A 22,472-nucleotide genomic window follows, 5' to 3' on the forward strand; every position below is an offset into this window, starting at 1 on the left:
ACCGCCAGTTCAGCTACCACTCATGCTACTCCTCCCTCACACACCAGCCGCCGTGCGCCGCACCTACACACCAGGCGGGAAGGCGGCCGGACTGCAGAAATTGCAGGAACTAGGGCTGCCGGTGCCTCCCTTCGTAGTGCTGCCCGCTGAAACGTTCGAGCCCCGGCTACAGCCCCTGCCTACCACCCCTGAGGGCCTAGCACAACGCAGTAACGAGCTGCGCTCCTTTCAGTTATCGGCGTCAGATGCAGCGGCGCTAGATCATACTCTGGCCAGCTGGGGATTCCCTGAGCGGCCCGTAGTGGTGCGCTCCTCCGTCGCGGATGAAGATGGCGCCACCGCAGCCTTTGCCGGCCTCATGGATTCCTTCCTGAATCTTACTACGCTGCCTGATGTGCTGGCAGCTATTGGCGCTTGCGCGGCCAGTGCCTACTCAGAGCGGGCCGTGGCCTACCGTCAGCAAAAGGGCCTGCCGCTGGCCGCCCGCCCGGCAGTGGTTGTGCAGCGGCAGCTAACGGCAGAGGTGAGCGGGGTGCTGTTTACTACCTATCCGGAGTACCCGCTGTACGAGGCTATTCATGTGGTGCGGGGCTTTGGAGAAGGGCTGGTGGGCGGGCATTTCGATCCGCAGGAAACCTACCTAAGCAAGGCCACGGGCGCCGTGTGCGGGCAGCGCCAGCCGCTACAGCCAGAGCAGCTGGTGGCCGCTCCGAGTGGTTCGGGGTTATGTTTGGCGCCGGTACCGCCGAATCTGCAGGCCACCGAATGCCTCACGGCAGAGCAGCTGCAAAATCTGCACGAGGCGGCGCAGCTCCTGGAAAAGCACATGGGCCATCCGCAGGATGTGGAATTTGTGGTGGCCGAAGGCAAGGTGTGGCTGGTGCAGGCGCGGCCCATCACGCAGCCCATTCCGGAGGTGGTGGTCTATGATAACTCCAACATTCAGGAAAGCTACTGCGGCGTCACGACGCCCCTCACGTTCCGCTTTGCTCAGCGCGCCTACGCCACCGTGTATCGCCAAACGATGCGCGTACTAGGCCTGCCTCAGCACGTAATCGACGGGCATGAAACCGTGGTGACCCAGCTGCTGGGCCTGGTGCAGGGGCGCATTTATTACCACATCAACCACTGGTACCAGGGTCTGCTGCTGCTGCCATCATTCCGCCAGAACAAGGAGGATATGGAGCGCATGATGGGCCTGGAAGAACCCGCAGATGTAGTGCAAACTCGCGTGCGGAGCCTCCCGGAACGCCTCCGGATGCTGCCGCGCCTGCTGCTGAACCTGAGCCGGCTGCTGCGTGCTTTCCAGCAGTTGCCCAAGCAGATTACCCGCTTTCAAGCCAACTTCCAGACTCACTATGCGCGTTTCTATCAGCTGACCCTACCCACTCTTTCGGGAGCAGAGTTGCTGGCCGAAAAAGCGCGCCTCGATGCCGGTTTGCTGCAGCAGTGGACCACACCCATCGTGAATGATTTTCGGGTGATGATGGCCAACGGCCGCGCCCTACGCCAGCTCCGCCGCAGTGGCCTAGGCCACCCCGAGGAGTTTCTGCACCGCTACCTCTCAGGCGACGATACGCTGCCAAGTGCCCAGATGCCGCGCCTCATGCAGCAGTTGGCCCAGCAGACCGCTGCCCATCCCAATCTACGCGCCCTGATACTAGCACTGCCCCCCGATGTGCACACCCAGGTAGGCTACCTCGCGCCAGCTTTTCATGCGTCCGCCACCGAGTTCATTCAGCAATACGGCGACCGGACCGTGGGCGAGCTGAAGCTCGAAACCCGCACCATGCGCCTGGAACCGCGCATCTTCTATCAATACCTACGCAACTACCTGGTGGGCCCCAGCAGCCTCAGCACGGCATTGCCTGGTGGTGGCACACCGTTGAGCCAAAGCGCCGACGCCGATCTGGCCCAAGCCCTGCTAGGCCACTCCTGGTGGCAGCGCCGCCAGACGCGCAAGGCCCTAGGCCAGTTGCGCAGCGCCATTCATGCCCGCGAGGCCCTGCGTCTGGAGCGTACCCGGCTGTTCGGAATGTATCGGGCGCTGTACCTGGCCGCCGGGGAGCTACTGGCAAACACAGGTGGCCTGGCCACGGCCCGCGACGTCTTTTACCTGACAGAAGATGAAATTGACTCGGCTCTACAGCCCCAGAAAAATGCGCCGGTAGCTAATTATCAGCCTTTGGTAACGCTTCGGAAAGCAGAGTTTGCGGCCTATGCGCAGGTAGAGGTTCCGGCTCGTGTGACCGTTCCGGCAGCGCCCTCTTTCACGGCGCAACCAGACCTGAGCTCCGACGCAAGTAGCGTAGGCCACTTGCGCGGCACCGGCTGCGTGGCGGGCGTGGTGGAAGGTGAAGTATTGGTGATCCGCGGCCCCGAGGACAACCTGGATGTGGCGGGCAAGATTGTGTGTGCCCTGCGCACCGACCCCGGCTGGGCCGTGCTGTTTCCCAACTGCCGCGCCGTGGCCATTGAGAAGGGTTCCGCGCTTTCGCACTCCGTTATTCTGCTCCGCGAGTTGGGCATCCCGACCATCATCAACGTACCCCGTCTCACCGCCAGCCTGCAATCTGGCCAGCACGTGCGCTTTGATGGCGCTGCTGGTGAGCTACTGGTGCTGGCGGAAAGCGAGTAGTAATCCTGTCTGTCATGCTGAGCTTGCCGAAGCATCTCTACCGCTTCGTTGAGTTGATCCTAGGCCAGTTGATTAGCCAGCGGTAGAGATGCTTCGGCAAGCGGACGCCAGATGAAGCATAACGTTCTTTTTCATGACGTTCTCTTTCAAGTAATACTATCACGTCCACGAAGCCGCCACCATATCAACCTGTTTAGTCGCTCTATGGATACCAGTTTACTACACGCTTCTCCTTATTATGGCATGCTGCCGGCTGGCTTTTTTGAGGTGGCCGCACCGGCGCAGTCCACGCGCCCGGATAGGCAGGCATTGGCTGCTTTGTTTGCCGAAGAGGCCGAGCGCTATGATATCGTTTTCTATACTGATAATAGGCACGTGCGGCTTGTAGGCCTGTTTCCGAAGGAAGGCGGAGAGGCCCGATTCGGGTTTTGGGAAACCACTCCCGATGCCGCCGCCAATGCCCGCGCCTTTGCGGCGCTGGAAGCGGAAGCCCGCCGCCGGAACTGCCCGGCCATCACCGGACCCCTGGACTTCAACACGTTCCAACGGTACCGGCTGCGGCTGGGTGCGGCGCCTTCCTGGGGGCGCTTCGACCGGGAGCCCGTCAACCCGGCTTACTATCCTGAGTTGCTGGTAGGGCTCGGTTTTCAGGCGCATCTTACCTTCGAGAGCCGCCTGATCAGGCCCGAAACCGTGCCCGCGGTGTACCTGGAAAAACAGCCGCTGCTGGATGCGCTGGCCGCCATGCCGTTTGACTTTCTGCCCCTCACCGCTGAGACGTGGCCGCACTACGAAGCAGAATTGTTCGAGTTGGTGCAGGCGGTTTTCGGGGCTAATCCGGCGTACCGGGCGGTGTCGGGGGCGCAGTTTCGGGCGTTGTACAACAGCACGTATGCCGCCGGGCTGTGCCCGCATACCTCGGTGCTGCTGCGCGAGAAAGATTCCGGGCAGCTGGCGGCCCTCAGTCTGTGCCAGCCCAACTACGCCCCGCTAGGCCTGCCTGCCGCGCTACCGCCCAATTTTCAGCGCGACTACCCCAAGCTCACGGCTCCCACGCTGCTGGCCAAAACCGTTGGCGTACACCCCAGCTTCCGCAACCGCGGCCTCATGAATGCCCTGGGCGCCTACGGTATGGTGCACTTCCGCGAGTGGTATCAGCAGGTGATTTTCTGCCTGATGCGAACCGATAACTTCTCCCTGCACTTCACGGATGGTCTCCCCGCCGAAACCGCTCATTACGCGCTGTATCGAAAGGAGCTATAAAACAACGCTGGGGCATCAGCCTAAGCTACAGCAGTTATTCTAGCCGTGCAGTCGGCGTGATCCCACCCCCGGTCAACGGAGACAAGCGCTGGTTTAAATAGCACGTCATCCTGAGCAGAGCGAAGGATCTTTTCACGTCAGCACGAAGCGCTAGGCCAGTCGTTCCAGCCTTAGAAGATCCTTCGCTCCGCTCAGGATGACGTGCTTTAATAAAAGCAGATTCAAGAATAAATCAGCTGTGCGATACTTGATGATGCTACGCCGCGGCTACTTCCTGTGGCGCGGCTACCGGCTGGGGTAAAAACTCTTCCAGTGTGTCAAAAAAACTGTTGACTACGCGGGGTAGAAAAGGGTAGGGGCTCACGGCGTGGGCCATCAGGTACATGCCCAGGCGATGCAAGCCGAAGTTCAGCGCAGCCACTCCGAAAGTATGGCGGAAGGCCTCGGCATCGGGGTAGGCGCCGGTGAGCTGGTGGAGCTGCTGGCGGTAATACTCCAGGTAAGTGCCGCGCAGGGCGTAGCGGTCGGTATCCAGCACAAAGCAGAGCAGCTCGGCTACATCGTAGTGCGGCACGTGGTAGGTGGCCAGCTCCCAGTCGTAGGCCACGAACTGCAGCTCCCCGGCTGGCGTACGGCGGAAGCAGGTGTTGCGCGGATTCAGGTCGTTGTGGATGAGGGTGTGAGGCTCGGCCGCCAGCGTGGCCGCGTGCTGCGGTAAGTCGGCCAGGGCCTGGCGGAGGTGGCCTACGCGACTGGCGGAATACAGCTCAGGGAAGTGCGTGGCGGCGCTGTCGAGTAAAGCGTGCCAGAGGGGCTTCTGCTCCAGCAGATACGCGGGGCCGGCACACTCGCCGTTGGCCAAAGCAGGCAACCGAGCTGGAGTGTGGAGGTGGCCGGCGTGCCAGGTGGCCAGCTGGGTGAGGGCCGCGCGCAGGTGGGCATCGGTCCAGCGTTCGGGGTGCATCACGGAGTCCAGCAGCTCCACTTCTTCCAGAAATTCCATCAGCACCACATACACGCCGTGCTCCTCATCGGCATACAGGCCCCAGATTTCGGGTAGCAGCGGGTGGCCGGCATGCTGCTCGTACACAGCTAGTTCGCGCCCGTGCGTATCGGCAAAGCCAGTGCGAAATGTGTAGGCCGGGTAGCGGGAGGCCAATGGTTCGCCGGTGGCCTGGGCCAGGCTTGCGAGCATAGCCGCTACCTCCGCGCCGGGGGGCTTCAGCTTCAGCACCAGGCGCCGCGAGTGGGTGTGGCCGGCACTACTCCAGGTTATTTCTACGCCGAAGTGGCCTACGGGCCGGGCCGCGTGCCCCGCCGTGAGCACCGCCAGAATACTGGCCGAGTTATCTACCGCAAAAGGGCGCACGTGCAGCACGCGTAATTCGGCATCGGCACCGGGTTGGGCGCGCAGCAGGCTTTCCAGAAATGCAGGCGCAAAATAATGGGCAGGATCCATGGCGGAAAAAGGCAAGGCGTGAAACGAAAGGGGCTGACGCATAAGGACTAAGCTGCTGCTCAGAAGCGCACGTAGGCCAGTGGCCTGGGCTGCTCCACCGGTACTGGCATGCGCTGAGAATCGAAAACGCGCACACTGCGGAAGTAGAAGCAGCCATCGGAAGCAGTGAGGTCCTGAGCCAGATCCTGGACGAGGGGTAGGCCAGTCTCGGCCTCGCCCTGCGGCTGCAGCAGGTTCCAGAACACCAGCCGCAACGGCCGCTTCGGGTCGTGGAGCAGCGCCTGCGATACGTGCTGAAACTCGGCAGCACTCACGTACTCGAAGATGTTGGAGAGGCTGGCTTTCGTGACATGACGACCCGCGGGCGACAGCAGGAAATCGATGGCCTCTCCCTCCCGAATCTGGAGGCGCGGGAGCCGCTCGCGCAGGGCCGCAAAGTTGTGGGCCTGATAGCAGGGCGGAAGCAGACTTTCGGGAAGCGCATCGGGCCCGAAAATGAAGAAGCGCAGGAAGAAGTTGTCGCGGGCCAGCTGGGTGCGCAGCTGGTGGCGCAGGCGCTCATAAAACGCCTCCCCACCCGATTCGGGCGCATAGCGGAACAGCTGTGGGTCGCGCCCTTTGCTGAGATTGGCCTCATCAAAATACCGGATAAACTGCGTCTGGAATACGGTGCCGTGCAATTCGCGCTCAAAAAAATCAGTTTGAGCACTCACGGTGCTGAAGCCGAACAGCTGGCACAGCGCTGCCTGCGTGGCAGCGTCCAGGCTCGGCAAAAAGCCGGTCAGGTAGGTTTCCAGGCGGCCCGCCGTGAGTAGTCCGCCCGGATGGCTGCTGAAAAAAGGCGCCCAGTAATGGCGCAGCACGGTAGGCAGCGAAGGCGCCACCTCCGCCCAGGTAGCAGCCACCTGCGCCGGCCCCTGTAGGCCTAGCAATGCCTGAAACACCTCCGCCGAGTGATACTTGATCAGGTAGCACTTAAAGGACAGCAGGTGGTTTTGCACCGGGTTCAGGTCAAGAGCCGTGACGCGCCGGGGGCCGGCCAGCAGGGCGTTGAGCGCATTGCAGCCCGCCGAGGTTATCACCAGTACTTCATCGGTGGGGCTGAGGTTGAGGGCTTGGTAGAGCGTGCGGCTGTCTTCCCACACCAAGGAGTAGCGGACACGGTCGAGGGCGACGTTGTAGAACTCGGAATTCATGGCAGAGAGCAGATACAGGAGAAGACGAAAGGAGGAGCCGGAAAGCCCGACCGGAGTTGCAGCCCAGCGGCGCTAGGCCAGTTGGGAATAAAGGATCTTGGAGTGATGCCGCCCATCTACTGGCAGCTCTGCTCGAAAGAGAAATTCAATGCCCAAATCTGAGGGGAACCACTGGCTTAGCACTTTCCGCAAGGCCGGTTCCAGATCAGCGGGGCCCTGCACATACACTCTAAAGCCTTCAGCAAAAGGGCATGCAGCCACCCGCTCAGCGCCGCAAACCTCGCTCAGGGCGTGCTCCAGCTGATAGTGCTGCACCCCGGCCACCAGGGTTTCGTTGCCTTTGCGGCCCGTGAGCACCAACTGGTGCTGGTCGTTGAGGTAGCCAAAGTCGCCGGTCAGGAACCACTCTGAGCCGGTCACAGCTACGTGCGGGCCGCGCACAGCCAGTTCGCCCACCTCGGCCCAGGTGCCCGCCGGCGTCCGAACGTGGCCTAGCGGGCGCAATTCCCAAGTCAGCTCGGGCCGCAGGTGGCCTACGCAGTAGCCGGCAGCGGCTGGAGGAGCAGGAGCCGCTGCCGCATCGCGGATGGCCAGCGGCTCCGCTTCCGAAGAACCATAAATAACGAGACGCCGGGCCGCCGGGAAAAAGGGCTGCAAGGCCAGCAGCAGGGCTTCCGGCACCGGCGAGCCACCGATGCCCAGTGCCACCACGGCCGGGAAAGCAGCGGGGTGCTGCTCCAAATAATGCAGCAGGCGGCGGAAGTAAAACACGTTGCCGGTGAGCGTATGGATGCGGCCGGTGCCCAGCTGTGCCACTACCGCGGCTGGCTCCAGGCGGCGCACATCCAGGGCTGGCACGGCGGGCAGCACGCTGGTAACGCCGGCGGCTAGGTTGTGCAGCAGCACATTGGGGAACAGCGGAAAATCGTGCTGGCCGGGCAGGGGCGGAAAGGCGGCTTTGAGTACCTCATGCTGCGCCCGCAACACCGCATGCGTCCGGACTACCGTTTTGGGTGAGCCGCCCGTAGAGCCCGAACTGTGCGAAATAAGCGCGGCCTGCGTAGGCAGCACCGGCTGCGGCAGCAAAGCCGGCGCCACGGCTTTTTCCACTGCCGGTGCGGCCAGCAGCCGCAACCCCCGGAGCCGCGTGAGCAGGCGCGCCCAGGTGGGCACCGTTTCGGCCACCAGGCCTACCCGAATACCTTGTTGCTGCGCCAGCTTCCGCAGACTTTTAGCCGTGCTGCCAGCCGGAGGAAGCACCGGTATCGCGCCCACTGCCAACAGGCCTAGCAGCCCACTGAGCAGCGCGGGGCCCACGGGCAGCGCCAGAAGCACCTTCTGCCCGGGCCGCACGCCCTGGCGGAGCAGGTGCGCCCCTACACTTCCAATGCGTGCCAACAGGTGCTGGCCAGTATCGGGGGTGGGGGCGGGAGTGCCGGGAAGAGCTGGCCAGTGCACCCACTCCCGCCCGGGCTGGGCGGTGAGGTTGGCGTGAATCAACTCATAGAAATTGGCAGACATAGCAACGGGCGCGGGGGCAAAATCAAGAAGGGAAACAGGCCGCCAGGAGGTAGCCGAAGCGTGTTTCAAATGGAGCGTTATTCCGACCCGAATCAAAACCACAACCCGCTTATTCCTGACTTTTCAGTTAGGTGCTTCCGGTAAGTAGAAACCTGTTTTCTGGCTCAGAATGACACAAAAAAGTCCCGGTAGCTGGTGGCTGCCGGGACTTTAAGCGAAGTATAAATTCTGGCGAATATATCAGGGGCGCTCAACTTCCAGAATCTGCTCCTTCGTGAGCATGATGTTGAGGTCGTAGCGGGTGAGCTCTACCGGCTCGGCGGCGTAGAACTCGGGCTTGTCGAGCTTCTCTACTTCGCGCTGGCTTTCCATCTCGTAGTTGTTCGGGAGCAGCTTCACGCTATTGCCCGTTACATCCTGCACCTTGAGCAGGGAGTAGTGCCCATTTTCCGTCCGGATGTGGTATAGGTCGCCTTTGTGAGGGGTTTCCACAAAGAGCTGAGTATCCTTCTGGCTGGTGCCGTGTAGCACCAAACCCGATAGCACCGTGAGCAACAGCAGCGCTAGGCCACTAAAGTGCCAGCCCGGTACGCGCACTTGTTGCTGCACCTGCAGCATCGTCTGTTTCAGGGCCGGGTCCATTTCCTGGGGCTGTAGCACCTGCCGGCAATGGCGGCACTCGGCGGCGCCGGTTTTGCCCAGCGAAAACATGGGGACCCAGTAGAGATGGGCGTAGCGCCCGAAAATGCTCACCCGCCGGCTGTTGGGGGCGGCGCAGGTGGGGCAGGCGCCAGGTACGGGCTCAGTAACCAGGTGGGATGCGCGGTGGCCGTAAATGATCATGGGGAGCGGAAAGGCAGGCTAGTTGCCAGGGCGTGGAGTGGGAGTCTGCCGCCGACTGGCCTAGGCCTGCTACATATGTTAGGTGCATAATATTCGGCTTTTTGAACCGAATTTCCATACTTCTGCCCCGAAAATGTGGCTTAGCGCTGCTGCGCGAACCGCTGCCCGAAAAAGTCGCCGGAATTCCAGGTGGGTCGGGCGGGGTTTTGCGCCACCAGATACCCGATCAGGAAGTTCAGCTGCACGTATTTCTTGCCAGCTTCAAAGTCGAAAACACCGCTGGTATCGTCTTGGGGCTTGTGGTAGGTGACGGCCCGCCATTTCTGCACCTGCTCGCTGAGGTTGTTCTTGCCATCGGCGGTGCGGTTGCCGTATTTGATGTGCAGGGCCGGAATTCCCTGCATCACGAAGCTATACTGATCGGAGCGGATAAAGCGGTTCTGGTCGGGCTCGGGGTCGGCCTCTACCGTCAGGCCCAGATATTGCGCCGCTTCCGCTACGGGCTGGCTGAGAGTGGAGTGCTGGGCGCCCAGCGGCACCACCGAGAGCAGGGGCGCAATGATAGTAGGCATATCAGTATTCACATCGGCCACAATGTTGGCTTTGGGCACCGTCGGGTTGGAGGCAAAGTACGCCGAGCCCAGCAGGCCCAGCTCCTCGCCGGTTTGCAGCACAAACAGCAAACTGCGGCTGGGCTTCTGCTTGAGGTGGGAGTAAATGTTGGCTATTTCCAGCACCGAGGCCGCACCGGACGCGTTGTCATGGGCGCCGTTATAAATAGAGTCGCCATTGACGGGGGCGGCCACGCCCAGGTGGTCGAGGTGGGCGGAGTGCACCACGTATTCGTCGCGCAGCTTCGCATCGGAGCCCGTGATTTTGCCTACCACATTGTAGCTATCGAAATCCTGGTAGGCAGAGCGGTACTCGGCGCGCAGGGTGGTAGGCAGTGCTGCCGAGGCCGGCTTGCCCTGCCGCAGCGCTGCCAGCACCTGCCCCGAGTCGAGGGCGGCGGTGCGCAGCAGGTTCTGGAAGGCGCTGGCCCCCAGGTTGCCGACCACCTGCAGGCCTACGTTCGGGATAAACGTGCGCGAAACCGCCACCTTACCTTCCGCATTCAGTACACTGGTGGTAATGCGCTTGGTGGTAGGCGAGGGGGCAGTGCGCGGGGCTACGGTGGCCGCTACCAGCACGCCTACCGCGCCATGGCGGGCGGCGTTTTGCATGGTCATGAGCAAATCCTGACTGGCCGCTGCTACAGTGCTCGGGAAGTTGCGTGGAGCGCCGCGCACAATCATCACCAGCTTGCCTTTCACATCGAGGCCGGCGTAGTCATCGTAGCCCAGCTCGGGCGCGCTGATACCGTAGCCCGCAAATGCCACCGGCGCCTCTACCGTGGCGGCAGGCTGCTCTGGGTGAGGATTGAACACGAAATCGGTGGCGTAGGCCAGGGGTTGCGGACTGGAGCCCGGCGCTGCATCGCGGCGGGTGAGGGTAGCGCCGAGCAGGGCCGTGGCCCGGCGCAGACGGACCCGTTGCACGTAGGTGCCGTTTTCGCCGGCTGGCTCTACGCCCAGCTGGCGCAATTGTGCCGTTACGTACTCAACGGCCATCTGATAGCCCGGTGTGCCAGCCTGCCGACCCTGGAGCTTATCATCGGCCAAATACCAGATGTGGGATTTGATAGCCTCGGGGCGCACCTTGCTGAGGGCGCGGGCCACTTTTTTCGGGACGGGAGACGGCTGGGTAGGTTGGGCCGCCGCCGGAAGCGCCAGCAGCGAAGCCGCTGCCAGAAGGAGAGCTGCTAATTTCATAGGCCCAAAATACACAGCTCGGCCTTACCGCGTGGCATTGGCTGCCGGTATAGGGTCCAACTGGCCTAGCCAGGCTGGTAATGCCGGCCAAGATACAGGTGGCCGGCATTACGATTTTACGGAATGGCCTGACACAACAAGAGAGGCCTAGGCCTCTCTTGTTGTGGTGTGAAAGTCAGATTAAGCTACCGTAGAGGTTTCTACCGCTTGAAGCAGGTCCTCAATGCGGGTAGCGTGGGTGTCTATGCGTTCCAGGCCGGCGCGGGCCTCCTCTATTTGGCCGCGTTGGTACTGCTGCACCAAAGAGCGGGCCGTATCCAGCATGCGCGTTAGCTCAAACTGCAGCTGCTGCACTGCCGGCACGGTGCCGTAGCGCGGTTTCACTACCGCCTCCAGCCACTCGCCCAGCGGATTTTGGCGAAGGGAAAATAGCGCCTCATCGGGCTCTCGCACGCCATACAGCACCGAGCGAAGCCGGGATTTGAACAGCACCTGTTTAATCCGGGCCTGTTGAAAATCCAGGTTGGTTATGTCCATACTACGAAGAATAGTTGCCCGAAAGCAGGGTGGGAAACTATTTTATTGAACATTCTTTCCTGCATCTTCCAAGGCCAGCCGGGCCTTTACGAGGTCCGTTACATCGAAGGCAAACACGGTGATACCCGCTTTCTGCCCGCTTTCCTTGAACTGCTGATAGGTGAAATTGAGGAAGCGCCGCTGCAGCTGTCCGCTGCCATCCAGATCCAGCATAATGGACTGCTCATTGCCGATAAAGGTCTCGCCCGTGTTGTATACGCCATCTAGTAAGCCCACAAATCCTTGCTCAATCACTTCCGGCAGAGCTTCCGCTACGGTGCGGCCCACCAGCTCGCGGTGCGGAAACAGCTTCTGGTACTCGGGGTTCACAAACTCGAAACGGTGCTCGGGGCCACGCAGAATGCAGATCATGGCTGGCGTCTGCATGAACAGGTTGAAGAACGTCTCGCGCTGCTGATTGGCCAGCTGGTAGGCCTGGTAGGCCTGGTCGGAGAGGAGGGCCTGCTGCTCGTTGGTTTCCAGCAGTTCCTGCACCAGCTGCTTCTGATCCTGAATATCGGTTCCGCCACCAACCCACATCGTAATCTGGCCATTGGCATCTACGCGGGGCAGGCCGCGCATAAGCAGCCAGCGGTACTGCCCGTCGTGGCGGCGCAGGCGGTATTCTACCTGGTACGGTTGCCCGGTGGCAATAGCTGTCTGCCAGAGATGGCGTACGCGCTCCTGGTCCTCGGGGTGGATGTTCTCCATCCAGTTGTTGTTCAGCTCTGCCTCCAGGGGACGCCCCGTAAACTGCAGCCAGCGCGAGTTGAAGTAGTCCCGCTCACCGGTAGGGGTGGCCGTCCAGACCAGAATCGGAACAGACTCCTGCACGAACCGCATCCGGTCCTGGCTTTCGGCCAGCTCGCGCCGGGTTTGCTCGGCCTGGAGCTGGGCGCGGTACTGCTCCGTTACATCCTGCGTGCGCTGCAGAATAAATTGCAGTTCACCTTGCGGGCTGAGAATAGGGTAGTGGGTAGCCTCCCAGTACAGCTCCTCTAGGCCACCTCCTTGTTCAGCGGGGCGCTCCAGGTCGTACCGGATCAGGGGCATAGTGTGCGGCTCCAGGTGCCGACGTACGTGCTCGTGCGATTCCCGGATAACGGCAGCCGACTGCTCATCGGTAGCGGGGAAGGCTTCGAAAAAGGGCTTGTCTACGACTTCCTCCCGGCTTTTCAGCGACACCGCTACGTGGCTGTCGGTGTTGTCGATGATGGTTGCCTCAGCGTTTGGGGCAATGAGCAGGAAATTTTCGGGCAGCGAGTGAAACAGGTACTGATAGTCAACTGGAAAAGCGGACGCAGGCATAAGGTAGGAAAGGCGGTAGTTGTGGGATAAACAAGGGCGCTGCCACTGCAGGCAAGGGCAGAAAAACAGCAGCCAAAGAGTAGCTCTGTTACTAGGCTAAAGGCGCTGCAAAGGATAATACAATGCGTCTGGCACGAACCCAATCAGAAGGCTTGAGTAGGCAAAGGTCAGCAAAAAGAAGAGACAATCTATTCTTGATAGTTGAGCTCGGTGTTCTGCCAGTTGAACGGCTAAATTGCCAAGCTGAACAGTAAAATCAGAAGTAAGAAGCCCCTAGGCCAGGTTACGCCCGCACCATATGAATGTGCGGAATACCATCTTCCAGGTAGCCTTCACCCACCTGCTGAAAGTCGAAGCTCTCGTAAAAGTCCTGCAGGTAAAGCTGCGCCCCTATCTGGATGGGCTGCTCGCCGAACAGCGTACCAACAGCCGCTATAGATTGCCGCAGCAACTCGCGCCCCAGCCCAAAACGCCGCGCCTTTGGGCTCACAACCACGCGCCCAATACTGGCCTCGGGGTAGCTGATGCCGGCCCCGAACAGGCGCGTGTAGGCCACTAGCTCGCCCTCTTCGGAGTGGCCTAGCAGGTGGTAGGCCACCTGGTCCTGGCCATCAATGTCCTGGAAAGCACAGGTTTGCTCCACCACAAACACTTCGGAGCGCAGCTGCAGCAGGGCATAGAGTTCCGTAAGGGTGAGGGCGTGAAAGGGCTTGGAGGTCCAGGTGAGCGTCATGACGGGAGAGAAGGTGTGGTGTAAGCAGAAGGTCTACAAAGATTGGCGTTAATCCTTACAGACCGGCGTGTGGGGCAACATTGAATGGAAATCAACCCACAGAAACCAGCCTCAATAGAGGGCCTATCAGACGATAGGGTATATTGAGTGCAGGCTCGTCCAGCACCTTCTTCATGGGAGAAGTCAGAGCCAATGGAACCCAAAAATGACCCCAAGGCAGGCTATGCAGAACAGACAAGTACAGCTCAGACAAACCCAAACTGCTGACCTGGAATACCTCTTTCAACTTCAGCAGGACAAGGAGGCTACGTATTTGGCTGCCTTTACTCCGCCAGACCACAGTTCTAAAGAGGCATACCTTGAAAAATTCACCAGGTTTCTGCAGGGCCCCACCATCCATATGCTGACGATTTTGGTGGATGAAGGCATTGCCGGCAGCATTGCAAAGTTTGAAATACACGGCGACGCAGAAATTACCTACTGGATAGGCCGAAGCTTCTGGGGCGAAGGAATTGCAACAGCCGCGCTAAAGGAATTGCTGGTCATCGAAAGTACACGGCCTATTTTCGGTCGAGTGGCATTTGATAATATAGGCTCGCAGAAAGTGTTGGAGAAGTGTGGTTTTCTGAAAATCGGCACCGACAAGGGGTTCGCCAATGCGCGGCAGACAGAAGTGGAAGAGTTTATCTATAAGCTGTCCTGAGAAGTACCCGAATCTATGGCGGCTGCCTAGTTGAGTTGGAGCCGTTGGTGAGACGGTATGCTATGGCTAGCCAGTGCAGTGGGCTTAAGGAATACCCTACACAATGGATGGGTACGGCCAACTGAATTACATGCGAAGACGGCTGGAAGGCGTATAACCCTTTCCTACGCTAGGCCATATCTGGTCACTCAACCAACATAATTCGCATGGACTATATCCGCTTGGGGGCCACAGGCCTCAAGGTTTCCAAAATATGCTTGGGCACCATGACCTACGGCACGCCCACCGACCGCTGGCCCTGGGCCCTGAACGAGGAGCAGAGCCGCCCGTTCATCCAGAAAGCCCTGGAGCTGGGCATCAACTTCTTCGACACGGCCGACGTGTACTCCAACGGCGCCAGCGAGGAAGTAGTAGGCCGCGCCCTGCGCGACTTCTCTACCCGCGACGAAGTGGTGATTGCCACCAAAGTGTTCAACCCGATGGGGCCAGGCCAGAACGATAAAGGCCTTTCGCGCAAGCACATTATGAGTGCCATTGATGCCAGCCTCAAGCGTCTGGGCACCGATTACGTGGATCTCTACCAGATTCACCGCTGGGATTACGACACGCCCATTGAGGAAACCCTGGAGGCCCTGCACGACGTGGTGAAGGCCGGTAAAGCCCGCTACATTGGGGCCAGCAGCATGTTTGCGTGGCAATTCGCACAGGCCTTGTATCTGGCCGATAAACACAACTGGACGCGCTTCGTGAGCATGCAGCCGCACTACAACCTGGTGTACCGGGAGGAGGAACGCGAAATGCTGCCGCTGTGCCAGGACCAGAATATCGGCGTGATTCCGTGGTCGCCGCTGGCGCGGGGGCTGCTCACCGGCAAGCGCACCAAGGAGCGCAACGAAACTGAGCGCGCCCGCACCGATGCCTTCGGCAAAAGCCTCTACAGCCGCGACGATGACTTTACGGTGGCCGACCGTGTAACGGAAATAGCCGAAGCCCGCGGCCTGCCGAACGCGCAAATTGCCCTGGCCTGGATGCTCTCGAAGCCCGTCATCACGGCGCCCATTGTGGGAGCCAGCAAGCCGGGGCACCTGGAGGATGCTGTGGCGGCGCTGTCGGTGCAGCTTTCGGAGGAAGAAATCCGGCGGCTGGAAGAGCCGTACCAGCCGCATCCGGTGCTCGGGTTTTCCTGAGTTGCCCGTAGGGGTTGCCTAGGCCACCCTGGCACCTTCTGCGGCTGGCGTACGTTCGGGAAGTGTGGCTTCCTGATAAGGGAGCTGCGCTTCTCTGATCTTTATCTTCAATACCTATGAAAGCTTCTGTGTTTGTAGTTATGCTGGCGCTGGCGGGTTGCGCGGCGGAGCAGCCCAAAGCCACCTATCAGCAGCCTAACGCCAATTTTGCGGCCTACAAAACGTATAATTTCATGGACGTGAAAGCGCGCCAGCAAGGCGAGGCGCCCACCTACATTACGGGCGTGCCGGAGCTGAAAGAGGCCGTGCGCCAGGAGCTGGAACGGCGCGGCTATCAGCAGTCTGCCACCCCCGATTTGTGGGTGAATATCGGCGTTGTGACGGAGGACAAGGTGCAGACCCGCGAAACGAACATCCGGGATGCGCCCCGCTACATTGGGCAGCGCAACTATCACTGGCAGAGCGAGCAGGTGGTGGTGAATAAGTACTCGCAGGGCACCGCTTCTATTGAGCTGGTAGATGCCGCCCGCAACGAGCGGGTGTGGGAAGGCACGCTCACCAGCATTCTGGCCCGCAACGCCGATAAGCGCGCCAAGCGCATCGACAAAGCCACTGCCGAGCTGTTCGCCACCTATCCGGTGCCGGCCCGATAGCCACACTGGCTACATTGGCCGGAGCCTGGCAATTCTTTTACCACAAGCCTCGGCAGTTGCTGGGGCTTGTGGCATTTATGGGGGTGGCCTAGGCCACTCCTTGCAGGCATAGCAGCGGCTAACGACTGATTTTATGGGGTGGAAGGGGGGAGTGAAAACTGGCCTACCGATAAAGTTTTTGGCTATTGTGGGCAGTTGGGCTATCGGGAACGTTTGCGAATGACTACCGCAAACGATTAGATAGTTTATCTGGCCTAGCAACTGTTTAGCAGCGGTTTGGCAACTATTGCAGGCGTCTATATTTGGTGGCGCTGGTATCGGCCAGCAGACCTGCACTACCACTCTCACCCTCTTTTCCGCTGCCTTTGAAACGTATGTCTCACTTCCTGCTGAAGCCGACTCTGCCTGCCCTGGCCGTGCTGGCCCTGCTTGGCGCCTGCCAGAGCAACCCGTCTTCCACCGAAAGCGCTGCCTCTAAAGCTGCCGATGCCAATCGGGAAGCGGCGGGCACCAACGATAAGAAGTATCTGTCGGAGCCCCTGATCAAGGAAATCTACACCGCCGACCCCTCGGCGCACATCTTCAACGGCAAAATCTACATCTACCCCTCGCACGATATCGAAACGGGGATGCCGGAAAACGATAACGGCGACCATTTTGCCATGCGCGACTACCACATTCTGTCCATGGACAGTATTGGCGGCAAGGTGACTGACCACGGCGTAGCACTCGATATCAAGGATATTCCGTGGGCCGGCCGCCAACTGTGGGCGCCCGATGCGGCGTTTAAGAACGGCACGTACTATCTGTACTTCCCCGTCAAGGATAAGCAGGATATCTTCCGGATTGGCGTGGCCACCAGCAAGTCGCCCACGGGGCCGTTCAAAGCCGAGCCCAAACCCATTGCGGGTAGCCTGAGTATCGACCCCGCCGTGTTTACGGATACTGATGGCAGTACCTACATGTACATGGGCGGCATCTGGGGCGGACAGCTTCAGCGCTGGCGCACCGGCAAGTACGATGGTAGCAAGCCGAAAGAGCAGGAACCAGCTGCCAATGAGCCGTCAGTGGGGCCACGCGTTGCCAAACTAAGCAAAGACATGCTGAGCTTCGCTGAGCCCGTGAAAGAGGTGAAAATCCTCGATCAGGATGGTAAAGTGCTGCTTTCCGGCGACAACCAGCGCCGCTTCTTCGAGGGCGCCTGGATGCATAAGTACAACGGCAAGTATTACCTCACCTACTCTACCGGCGATACCCATTTGCTGGTGTATGCCACCAGCAACTCGCCCTACGGCCCCTTCACCTACCAGGGCGTATTTATGAACCCCGTGGAAGGCTGGACGACGCACCACTCCATCATCGAGAAAGATGGCAAGTGGTACCTCTTCTACCACGACACCCAGCTTTCCGGCAAAACCTGGCTGCGCAACGTGAAAGTCACGGAGCTGAAGCGCAACGTAGATGGCAGCCTTCAAACAATAACCCCCTAAGTGGCCTAGCGCCTATAATGCACAACGCCCAGATCTGCCTGCAGGTCTGGGCGTTGGTTTTTTATGTGAAGTGGAACCGTAACAAGTACAAAAAAGACCGTCATGCTGAGCTTGTCGAAGCATCTCTACCGCATTGCTAACTTCTTTGATTCCTAGGCCGAGATGCTTCGGCAAGCTCAGCATGACGGTTAGTTTGGCAATGTCAGCAGGATGCTCCACGTCTTCTTTACCTATCATTCACTGGCCTAGCGGCTGTTCGTTTTGTCCAGCACCTGCTGAATTTCCTTGGTAGAAACCTTCTGGCCGGTTTCGGCGGCGCGGTAAATGGCCTGCAGAATCTGGACGTCGCGCAGGCCCATTTCGCCGGGCACGCGGGTAGGCTTGTTGTTCAGCACGCAGTCGGCGAAGTCGTCCATCTGGCGGCCTTGCTGCGGCACGTTGGGCAGGTTCATGGGGCCTTTGCTGGTGCGCCCTGCTAGGCCACCGTACCCGAAGGCGGGCTGCAACTCCAAGAAGCCCTTGCTGGCTTCGGCGCGCAGGCGGCTGTTGAGATTTTCGGCGTAGCTGGTGCGACAGTCGGCCACGGCACCGTCGGCAAACTGCATCTGCCAGTTTACGCCGGCTTCCACTTCCTTGAACAATCCCTTGGGGTCGGGGTTGGGCGCGAGCTTAGCCGTGACGGAAACCGGCAGCTGGCCTTTGGTGTAAATCACGCCCTGCACGCAGTAAATACCCATATCCATGAGCGGCCCGCCGCCGGCCAGCTTCTTGTTCACTCGCCAGGGCGTGTCGTTGCCAAAGCGGAACCCGTTGTCGGCTACCAGCTTCGTGATGGGCCCGTAGGCCTGTTGCTGGCCCAGGCGCATCATTTCCTGATGGTGGGGCTCGAAGTGCAGCCGGTAGCCGATGCTGAATTTTTTGCCGGCCTTCTGCATAGCCGCGAGCATGCGGCGGCACTCCTCGGCGGTAGGGGCCATGGGCTTCTCGCAGATGACGTGCTTGCCAGCCCGCGCAGCCCGCTCCACGTACTCGGCGTGCAGGCCTACGGGCAGCACAATGTAGATAATGTCGATGTCGGGGTTATCGGCAATCCGGTCGAAGGTCTGGTAGTCGTAGATGTTCTTGTCGGGGATGTTGTACTGCTTTTTCCACTGCGCGGCTTTGCTGGGTGTGCCCGTCACGATGCCTGCCAGCTTGCAGAGTTTGGTTTCCTGCAGTGCCGGGGCCAGCTGTCCCGTGCTGTATTTGCCCAGGCCTACCAGTGCCACGCCCAGCTGCCGGCCGCTTTGCAGAGCTTCCACGCTGGCGGGCCCGTAACTGAGTTCCTCCAGCCATGATAGAGGCGCGCCCAGCGCGGAGGTGCCCACCAGCGTAGCGCCCAGGCCAAGTGAAAGGTGGCGCATAAACTCCCGGCGGGAAGCAGCAGAACGAATAGGATCAGGAGAAATCATAGAATATAAAGATTGATTTTCAAGTAGATACCGCGTTTCGTGGCAGCTGGTTACTTATAGGTGTTTTATAATGCCCGTACATACGCCGCCATTTTCTCGCGGGTGGCCACATCCGGCAACGGGCCTTCACCGGCCCGTAGGTTATCGGCAAGGTGTGCCGGATTGCTGGTACCCGGAATCACGCACGTAACTGACGGGTGGGAAACGATGAACTTCAGTAGAAACTCGGGCCAGCTCGCTATGTCTAGCTCCTGCGCCCAACCGGGCAACGGCTGATGACGCACTCGGGCCAGCAGACTGCCCTCCGTAAACGGCCGGTTGATGAGGGTGGCCACGCCCCGGTTGGCGGCGGCAGAGAGCAGGCGTTTCTCGGCGTGGCGGTCCAGGATGGAGTAGTTGAACTGTACAAAGTCGATGGGTTCTGTGGTCAGCACGCGCTCCAGCTCCGTGTGCATGGCATCGGTGTAGTGCGTGATGCCGATGTAGCGGATCTTGCCGGCTGCTCGCCAGTCGCGCAAGGTGGGTAGATGAGTTTTCCAGTCCACCAGGTTATGAATCTGCATCAGATCCAGCGAGTTGCGGCGGAGCTTGCGCAGCGAGGCCTCCATCTGCCGGATGCCGGCATCGCGCCCCTGCGTCCAGACTTTGGTCGCGTAGAAAAAGCTGTTCTGCGCATCTAGCGTAGCCGTAATATCTCCCACCACTTCTTCTGAGCGGCCATACATCGGCGACGAATCGATGAGGGTGCTGCCGGCCGCGTGCAAGGTTTGCAGGGTCTGACGCAGGGGCGGAAAAGCGGTGGTATCGTTTACGTCGAAGGTTTGCCAGGTGCCCAGGCCTACGGCGGGCAGTAGTTCTTGCGTGGCCGGAATCAGGCGAGTAAGCATAGGAAAAAAGTAGGTAGGATACTTTTTACGGAAAAGCCGGACCAGCGTAAAAGGCAACGGTGGCCTACAACTGGATTATACCCCGAAACGCTAAGCACGGCCATCCTCGCAGGCCAGAATTCGTATTACTGATACCTTTCATTAGACCCTCAACTGTTATGCGTAACAAGAAAAACAACACCAAAACCTGGGTAGGCGCCTCTCTGGCCGTGCTGGCCGCCGGCACCGCGCTTACCTACTCCCGGAAGCTCTGGCCCTTTGCCGCCAAAGCCAGCCAAAATGATTCGGGCGCTGCCAATAGCAACACTCGTAAAGGAGGCAAGCCCGGTGCGGCCGCCAAGGTAGATGTGGCCCTGACCAATGAAGTAGCCGAAGCAACGCAGTCGAGCCCCAAAACGGAGCAAAACTTCACCGACGAAGGCGCTACCGGCAACAACGACTAGGCCACTCAAACAGACTACCAATGGCCTAGACACATCCGCGGCCGGCACCTCCCCGAAGCATATGCTTCGGGGAGGTGCCGGCCGCGGATCAGTTATAAGATGTGGGCTATTCGTTTTCCGGGAAAGCTCCCATGCCGCCGCTTTCAAAGTCGGCAATGGCTTGCACCAATTCCTGGTTGGTGTTCATCACGAAGGGGCCATACGTGGCCAGGGGCTCTTCAATGGGGGCGCCAGCCAGCACCAGCAAAACCGCATCAGTAGTAGCGGTAACCTGAATATTGGGCGAATCCCAGCCAAACACAACTAGCTGTTTGGTGGTGGCGGCCTGGTCGCTGTGGAGCAGAATATCACCCTTCACCACGTAAATCCCCACGTTGTATTCGGCGGGAAGGTGCACGGTGGTGGTGGCACCTTGAGTGAGGTGCACATCCAGCAGCGTGATGGGCGAGAAGGTTTCGGCGGGGCCGGTGGCGCCCCCGTAGGTACCCGCAACTACCCGGATGTGGCCTAGGCCATCGGGCGTGGGCACGGCCGGGATGGTGGCGCCCACAATGTTCTGGTAGCGGGGAGGAGCCAGCTTGTCTTTCTTGGGCAAATTTACCCAGAGCTGCAGCAGCTCCAGGGTGCCACCGCGCCGGGCAAATTCCTTTTCGTGGCGCTCCTCATGGAGCAGGCCCGCGCCAGCCGTCATCCATTGCACGTCGGTAGGGCCGAGGGTGCCGCTGTGGCCGGCGGTATCGCGGTGCGCCAAGTGGCCCTCGTACACCACCGTCACGGTTTCAAAGCCCCGATGGGGGTGGGGCGGCGTGCCCAGGGGCGCATCTGTAGGGGCTACGGCCATGGGGCCGGTATGGTCGATGAGCAGGTAGGGGCTCAGTTGGCGGATGCGGGGGCCGGGCATCGGGCTGGTCACATCAAACCCATCACCCACAAACTTCTTGTTGCCATCAATCACCTGAAAAATACGGCGGCCGGTAGGGGTCATAAAGGAAATGCTAAGGAATGCCTGATCAATTCAAGGGTAATAAGTCCAGACCAGCCAAATGGTTACAGGCATCTTGCCCTGAGATGGTGGTTAGGCCCTTATCCCACCTGAGTTGTAGGCCACTTTAAGAACAGGCGCTATTTGTAGTATACAACTAAAAAATATGACAATCGTTGTATTAAATAGTGCTTATGCTTGGCTGACAAGGACTTGTCGTTGGATTTAACCCCCTGAAAAATGAGAACCCTACGATTTGCTTTCGTGGCTGCGGCCTGCTTTTTATTCTCCGATTGCAGCACCAGTAAAGGAACGGGCACCGTGGTTGGTGGTGCCGGTGGTGCCGTAGTTGGCGGAGCCATTGGCGGCACCCCCGGAGCTATTATTGGTGGAGCGGCAGGTGCCGTAGGCGGCCGGGCCATTGGCAAACAGCGCGACAAGAAGCGCGCCGAGCGCGAAGCTCGTCGTAACCAATAGCTTGGGTAGTGGCCTAGCGTACTTGTGGCTGCTGGCTTCTTAGCCTAACGCCCGCTTCTCGCCACTATGTAGCGGCAGGGAAGCGGACGTTATGGCGTAAGGCGTTGCTGCGCCGGCGCCTTTACAAAAGGCGTTGCATAAACGGATCGGTGAAATCAGGAGCGAAGTGTACCACGTTGTGCAGGTGGGTAAATTCCTCCACTTGGTGGGTGGTAGTGAGAATAACGGTTTGCATACCGGCACGTTGGGCCGCTTCGGCCCCTTTGGGGACATCCTCAAACACCAGGCACTCGCGGGGCGCTACACCAAGCTGTTCGGCCGCCTTCAGGAACGTTTCGGGGTGGGGCTTGCTCAGCGTCACGTCATCGGCGCTGACGATGGCCTGGAAGTAGTGCCGGATGTGCAGATTGTCGAGCACGAAATCAATATTGAATGGAATGGCCGCCGAGCCAATGGCCAGCAGGATGCCGCGCTCATTCGCCTGCTTCAGAAACTCCGCTAGGCCAGGCAGGAGCTGCAGATGCGGTAGAAATTCCTCCTGATACCGGGCCTCCTTGATAATGGAAAGGCACTCCATCTCCGGCTCACTGAATTTCTCCGGCCCGAAAAGGCGCATCAATACCTCATTATTTTTGCCGTACATCTGTGGCTTTAGCTCCTCCCAGCTAAACTGGGCGCCCAGCTCCGTTTGCAGCACGTGCTGCCAGGCGCTGGTGTGGTAATCCATGTCATGAATCATGGTACCATTGAGGTCAAAAAGGAAGGCTTTCATAGCGGAGTAGATGGGGGAAATGGCACTAGGCTGCAAATTCAGCTTTTTTCTTCAGTTGAATTTTTCGGCTGCCCCTGTG

At 59.8% G+C, this 22,472-nt stretch carries 20 protein-coding genes; 8 read left to right on the plus strand and 12 right to left on the minus strand.

Annotated elements, in window-relative coordinates:
* Window positions 1-22 precede the first annotated feature (22 nt).
* On the plus strand, window positions 23-2,638 hold the full coding sequence (locus CFT68_RS00245; protein ID WP_088841426.1) for a PEP/pyruvate-binding domain-containing protein: 2,616 nt from the start codon (window positions 23-25) through the stop codon (window positions 2,636-2,638).
* A gap of 204 nt (window positions 2,639-2,842) precedes the next feature.
* Window positions 2,843-3,901 (plus strand): hypothetical protein, encoded by a 1,059-nt coding sequence (locus tag CFT68_RS00250; protein WP_141106379.1) that lies wholly within the window; start codon window positions 2,843-2,845, stop codon window positions 3,899-3,901.
* A 256-nt stretch (window positions 3,902-4,157) separates the two neighbouring features.
* Here the strand turns inward: CFT68_RS00250 and CFT68_RS00255 are convergent, their stop codons facing one another.
* The 8 genes from CFT68_RS00255 to CFT68_RS00290 all read right to left on the minus strand — a co-directional run bounded on the left by CFT68_RS00255 (window position 4,158) and on the right by CFT68_RS00290 (window position 13,348).
* Window positions 4,158-5,402, minus strand: coding sequence for a phosphotransferase family protein (locus CFT68_RS00255; RefSeq protein ID WP_088841428.1), 1,245 nt, complete (start codon window positions 5,400-5,402; stop codon window positions 4,158-4,160).
* Window positions 5,403-5,419: 17 nt separating this feature from the next.
* A complete protein-coding gene (locus CFT68_RS00260; RefSeq protein ID WP_088841429.1) occupies window positions 5,420-6,556 on the minus strand; it encodes a DUF3419 family protein in 1,137 nt (378 codons plus the stop codon).
* 72 nt (window positions 6,557-6,628) lie between these two features.
* A complete protein-coding gene (locus CFT68_RS00265) occupies window positions 6,629-8,077 on the minus strand; it encodes an AMP-binding protein (RefSeq protein ID WP_088841430.1) in 1,449 nt (482 codons plus the stop codon).
* Between the two features lie 240 nt (window positions 8,078-8,317).
* Window positions 8,318-8,920, minus strand: a complete 603-nt coding sequence (locus CFT68_RS00270) for a hypothetical protein (protein ID WP_088841431.1) — start codon at window positions 8,918-8,920, stop codon at window positions 8,318-8,320.
* Window positions 8,921-9,060: 140 nt separating this feature from the next.
* Window positions 9,061-10,731: a M28 family peptidase gene (locus CFT68_RS00275; protein WP_088841432.1), complete on the minus strand. Its 1,671-nt coding sequence runs from the start codon at window positions 10,729-10,731 to the stop codon at window positions 9,061-9,063.
* Window positions 10,732-10,911: 180 nt separating this feature from the next.
* Window positions 10,912-11,268, minus strand: a complete 357-nt coding sequence (locus CFT68_RS00280) for a hypothetical protein (RefSeq protein WP_088841433.1) — start codon at window positions 11,266-11,268, stop codon at window positions 10,912-10,914.
* Between the two features lie 42 nt (window positions 11,269-11,310).
* On the minus strand, window positions 11,311-12,615 hold the full coding sequence (locus CFT68_RS00285) for a PAS domain-containing protein (RefSeq protein ID WP_088841434.1): 1,305 nt from the start codon (window positions 12,613-12,615) through the stop codon (window positions 11,311-11,313).
* Between the two features lie 283 nt (window positions 12,616-12,898).
* Window positions 12,899-13,348: a GNAT family N-acetyltransferase gene (locus CFT68_RS00290; protein WP_088841435.1), complete on the minus strand. Its 450-nt coding sequence runs from the start codon at window positions 13,346-13,348 to the stop codon at window positions 12,899-12,901.
* A 223-nt stretch (window positions 13,349-13,571) separates the two neighbouring features.
* Between CFT68_RS00290 and CFT68_RS00295 the strand changes: the two genes are divergently transcribed.
* From CFT68_RS00295 to CFT68_RS00310, 4 genes are all read left to right on the plus strand, one after another.
* Window positions 13,572-14,051 carry a GNAT family N-acetyltransferase gene (locus CFT68_RS00295; protein WP_088843622.1) on the plus strand — a complete coding sequence of 160 codons (480 nt, stop codon included), beginning with the start codon at window positions 13,572-13,574 and terminating at the stop codon, window positions 14,049-14,051.
* Window positions 14,052-14,257: 206 nt separating this feature from the next.
* Entirely contained in the window at window positions 14,258-15,238 is a 981-nt protein-coding gene (locus tag CFT68_RS00300) for an aldo/keto reductase (RefSeq protein ID WP_088841436.1), read from the plus strand.
* Between the two features lie 116 nt (window positions 15,239-15,354).
* Complete coding sequence (locus CFT68_RS00305) at window positions 15,355-15,891, plus strand: DUF4136 domain-containing protein (RefSeq protein ID WP_088841437.1); 537 nt, start codon at window positions 15,355-15,357, stop codon at window positions 15,889-15,891.
* A 374-nt stretch (window positions 15,892-16,265) separates the two neighbouring features.
* Window positions 16,266-17,381, plus strand: a complete 1,116-nt coding sequence (locus tag CFT68_RS00310; RefSeq protein ID WP_088841438.1) for a glycoside hydrolase family 43 protein — start codon at window positions 16,266-16,268, stop codon at window positions 17,379-17,381.
* 245 nt (window positions 17,382-17,626) lie between these two features.
* Here the strand turns inward: CFT68_RS00310 and CFT68_RS00315 are convergent, their stop codons facing one another.
* Together CFT68_RS00315 and CFT68_RS00320 are read right to left on the minus strand one after the other, a co-directional pair.
* Window positions 17,627-18,832 (minus strand): Gfo/Idh/MocA family protein, encoded by a 1,206-nt coding sequence (locus tag CFT68_RS00315; protein ID WP_088841439.1) that lies wholly within the window; start codon window positions 18,830-18,832, stop codon window positions 17,627-17,629.
* 65 nt (window positions 18,833-18,897) lie between these two features.
* The gene (locus tag CFT68_RS00320) at window positions 18,898-19,719 is read right to left on the minus strand and encodes an aldo/keto reductase (RefSeq protein WP_088841440.1); all 822 of its coding nucleotides are present in this window, start codon (window positions 19,717-19,719) and stop codon (window positions 18,898-18,900) included.
* A gap of 158 nt (window positions 19,720-19,877) precedes the next feature.
* Here CFT68_RS00320 and CFT68_RS00325 point away from each other — a divergent pair, with 158 nt between their 5' ends.
* Window positions 19,878-20,162 carry a hypothetical protein gene (locus CFT68_RS00325; protein WP_088841441.1) on the plus strand — a complete coding sequence of 95 codons (285 nt, stop codon included), beginning with the start codon at window positions 19,878-19,880 and terminating at the stop codon, window positions 20,160-20,162.
* 106 nt (window positions 20,163-20,268) lie between these two features.
* Here the strand turns inward: CFT68_RS00325 and CFT68_RS00330 are convergent, their stop codons facing one another.
* The gene (locus tag CFT68_RS00330) at window positions 20,269-21,147 is read right to left on the minus strand and encodes a pirin family protein (RefSeq protein WP_088841442.1); all 879 of its coding nucleotides are present in this window, start codon (window positions 21,145-21,147) and stop codon (window positions 20,269-20,271) included.
* 237 nt (window positions 21,148-21,384) lie between these two features.
* Between CFT68_RS00330 and CFT68_RS00335 the strand changes: the two genes are divergently transcribed.
* Complete coding sequence (locus tag CFT68_RS00335; RefSeq protein WP_141106380.1) at window positions 21,385-21,621, plus strand: glycine zipper domain-containing protein; 237 nt, start codon at window positions 21,385-21,387, stop codon at window positions 21,619-21,621.
* 121 nt (window positions 21,622-21,742) lie between these two features.
* Here the strand turns inward: CFT68_RS00335 and CFT68_RS00340 are convergent, their stop codons facing one another.
* Window positions 21,743-22,393, minus strand: a complete 651-nt coding sequence (locus tag CFT68_RS00340; RefSeq protein ID WP_088841444.1) for an HAD family hydrolase — start codon at window positions 22,391-22,393, stop codon at window positions 21,743-21,745.
* Window positions 22,394-22,472: the final 79 nt, after the last annotated feature.

Origin of the sequence: Hymenobacter gelipurpurascens, assembly GCF_900187375.1 — a bacterium.
Taxonomy (GTDB): Bacteria; Bacteroidota; Bacteroidia; order Cytophagales; family Hymenobacteraceae; genus Hymenobacter; species Hymenobacter gelipurpurascens.